Raw genomic sequence first — 3,376 nt, 5'->3', positions numbered from 1 at the left:
GGGGTCGAGTCCGAGTTCGCGCAGGCGGGAGGCGACTTCGGCGGCGCGCAGGTCGGAGCCGGCCTGGAGGCCGTGGTCGACGGTGACGCCGCCGGCGCGGACGCCGAGGCGGGGGGCTTCGAAGGCGAGGGCGGAGGCGAGCGCCATGGAGTCGGCGCCGCCGGAGCAGGCCACGAGCACGAGCGGGGAGGGCGGCCGCTCGTTCGGTGTGCGGCCGGAGGCTCGGCCGTGGTCGTCGAGGATGTCGGTCAGGACGCGGCGGACCGCCAGGCGTATCGCCGCGACCGCAGGATGGGGACCCATGTCCGGTTCCCTTCATGAAGTTGTCGGGGGGTGAGCCCGAGGTTCGGTCACTCAGAGTGTGTAGATGGTGACAGAACCGGGCCGTTACCCGAGCATTGCACGCCTACTCAGGACTCACGGTCCCTCGGACGGGTGATTGGAGGGGCGTCCTTCTGCCGTCGGTCGTGCGCGGCGCATGACGGTGCGCGGGACTCAGGCTTCCGGTTTGCGGTGCACCCGTGTGATCCAGTCCGCCGGTTTGGCGATCTCCGCCTTGGTGGGGAGCGTGTTGGGCGAGGTCCACACCCGGTTGAAGCCGTCCATGCCGACCTCCTCGACGACGGCGCGCACGAAGCGTTCGCCGTCGCGGTACTGACGGAGCTTGGCGTCCAGGCCGAGCAGCTTGCGCAGGGCCATGTCCAGGCGGGAGGCACCCTTGGCGCGGCGCTGCTGGAACTTCTCGCGGATCTCGGCGACGCTCGGCACGACCTCGGGGCCGACACCGTCCATCACGAAGTCGGCGTGGCCCTCCAGCAGGGACATCACGGCGGTGAGCCGGCCGAGGATCTCACGCTGGGCGGGGGTCTGCACGAGCTCGACGAGGGAGCGCCCCTCGTCGCCCTCCTCTCCCTCGGGGCGGCCTCCGGCGAGCGACTGGGCGGCCTCGCGGACGCGTTCCAGGACGGTCATGGGATCGACGTCGGTCTCCCCCAGGAACGACTGGATCTCGCCCTCCAGGTGGTCGCGCAGCCAGGGCACGGCGGTGAACTGGGTGCGGTGGGTCTCCTCGTGGAGGGTCACCCACAGGCGGAAGTCGTGCGGTTCGACGTCGAGTTCGCGTTCGACGTGGACGATGTTGGGGGCGACGAGCAGCAGCCGGCCGGCGCCGTTCGCACCGGCCGGGAGGTCGCGGGTGGCGGGGGCGAAGGTCTCGTACTGACCGAGGACACGGGAGGCGAGGAAGGACAGCAGCATGCCCAGTTCCACGCCGGTGACCTTGCCGCCGACGGCGCCGAGGACCGCGTTGCCGGGGCTGGTACCGCGCCGTTCCTGCATCTTGTCGAGGAGGGGTTTGAGCAGTTCACGGAAGCCGGCGACGTTGGCCCGGACCCAGCCGGGGCGGTCGACGACGAGGAGGGGGGTGTCGTGGGTCTCCTCGGTGCCCAGACGAGTGAAGCCCCGGACGTGTTCCTCCGAGGCCTTCGCGTGCCGGCGCAGTTCCGCGACGACGGCCCTGGCCTCGTCGCGGCTCACGTCGGGGCCCGGCCGCATGAGCCGGGTCGCGGTCGCGACCGCGAGATTCCAGTCGACCATCCCGGAAGAGGCAGCACCACCGATGCTCGTCATGCGTCAACGGTACGTGAGTGCCCCGGTTTCGGGCAGGACGGCGAGGTGGCCGAGGTGCCCCGGGGGCGGCCGGGCGCCGGCCCCGGGGCCCGCGGCGCTCGGGTGCGGGTCGTGCGGTGTGCCTCCCGGGCTTCGCCCCCGCCGCTCCTTCTCGTCCCTGGGGGCTTCGCCCCGGACCCGCTTTGCGCCCGCGCGGCGGAGCCGCATATCGGCACAGCCCCGCGCCCCTTTGAGGCCGCCCCCCTTTTGGAGGTCAGCGGCAGCCGCACGCCGCCAGGGCCGTGGCCGCCTTGTCGAGGGCGGACTGGGCTGCCGTGGGGGCGGTGGTGTCGTTCGCGAGGAAGGCGAAGGCCAGGAGACGGCCGTCCTTGTCGACGACCGTGCCCGCCAGTGTGTTCACACCGGTGAGCGTGCCGGTCTTGGCGCGTACGACGCCGGCCGCGCCGTCGGTGTAGCGGCCGGCGAGGGTGCCGGTGAAGCCGGCGACGGGCAGGCCGGTGAGGGCGGGCCGCAGCTCGGGGCGGGCCGGGTCTCCGGCCTTGACGAGCAGGTCGGTGAGGAGGTCGGCGGTGAGTCTGTCCCGCCGGTCGAGGCCGCTTCCGTCCTTGACGTCCGCGCCCTTCGAAGACAGGCCGAGGTGCTTCAGACGGGCGGTGACCGCCGCGCCGGCGCCCGCGAAGTCGGCGCTCCTGCCGGTGGCCAGCGCGGTGTGGCGGGCGAGGGCCTCGGCGAGGTCGTTGTCGCTGTTGGTCAGCATCCGCTCGACGAGGGCGGCCAGCGGGGGCGAGGAGACCGTGGCGAGCGTGGAGGCGCGGGTGGTCGCCTTCGACGGGCCGGGAGGCGTGGCCTTGACGCCGTGCTCCTTCAGCAGGTCGCCGAACTTCCGCGCGGCGTCGGCCGCCGGATCCGCGGCCCGCGGGGCCGGTCCGCTGGTGGAGCCGTCGGTGCGGGCCTCGTCGACCATCAGGGGGGTGACGGCCGCGAGGTTCGGGTTGACCCCGATCGGGTGGATCGTGGTGCCCTTGTAGAGGGTCGTGTCGTACGACAGCGTCACCTCGCGCACCCCGCGCCTGGCCAGGGCGGCGGCGGTCCGCTCCGCGAGGTCGCGCAGGCTCGCGAGGCCGCCGGCCTCCTTGCGGGCGGTGAGCGTGGGGTCGCCGCCGCCGACCAGGACGACCTCACCGGTGTCGGGTTCGTACACCACGCGGGTGGTGAGGCGGTGGTCGGCGCCCATCGCGGAGAGCGCGGCGACGGCGGTGGCGATCTTGGTGGTCGAGGCGGGGACGAGCGCCTCCCCGGAACCGGTGCCGTAGAGCCGTTCGCCGGTGGCCACGTCGACCACGGCGGCGGAGCGGTGGCCGAGCGCCGGGTTCTTCAGCAGCGGGTCCAGGACGGCGCTGAGGGCCTTGCCGCCGGGCGCCGACTTCACGGTGGTGGCGGTGCCACCGAGGCCGGTGAGCACGGAGACGGCCGGCGGGACGGCCTGGGGTCCGCGGGGCGGCGTACCAGCGTGGGCACGGGTGCCGCCGTGATCTGTGCCACGCGCGGCTTCCAGGGCCACGGCCCGGTCCCGCTCGGCCGTACGCTGACCCGAGGAGTCCCAGGGACCGGCGGCGGTCGCCACACCCGCGGCCAGCGCCAGACCGGCGGTGGCGGCGGTCGTGGTGAACTGCCAGGTCTTCGGCCGCGCGACCCGCGGGACCCGCGGTGATCCCGGCCGGCCCGGCCGCGCGAACCGTGGCCCGAC

At 74.0% G+C, this 3,376-nt stretch carries 3 protein-coding genes; all 3 read right to left on the bottom strand.

Going from position 1 to position 3,376, the window contains the following annotated elements:
- On the bottom strand, nt 1-303 hold a 303-nt coding region (locus B7767_RS31285), incomplete at its 3' end, for an ATP-binding protein (RefSeq protein ID WP_306298009.1).
- Nucleotides 304-495: 192 nt separating this feature from the next.
- Entirely contained in the window at nt 496-1,629 is a 1,134-nt protein-coding gene (locus tag B7767_RS31280; RefSeq protein ID WP_085575081.1) for a zinc-dependent metalloprotease, read from the bottom strand.
- Between the two features lie 253 nt (nt 1,630-1,882).
- On the bottom strand, nt 1,883-3,376 hold a 1,494-nt coding region (dacB, locus tag B7767_RS31275), incomplete at its 5' end, for a D-alanyl-D-alanine carboxypeptidase/D-alanyl-D-alanine-endopeptidase (protein ID WP_256923635.1).

The organism is Streptomyces sp. 13-12-16, from assembly GCF_002114215.1.
Classification (GTDB): Bacteria; Actinomycetota; Actinomycetes; order Streptomycetales; family Streptomycetaceae; genus Streptomyces.
This window is presented reverse-complemented; position numbering and strand designations above follow the sequence as displayed.

Excerpts from the sequence above, each read along its gene's own strand:
- B7767_RS31280 (WP_085575081.1), bottom strand. The coding sequence starts at position 1,629 with ATGACGAGCATCGGTGGTGCTGCCTCTTCCGGGATGGTCGACTGGAAT.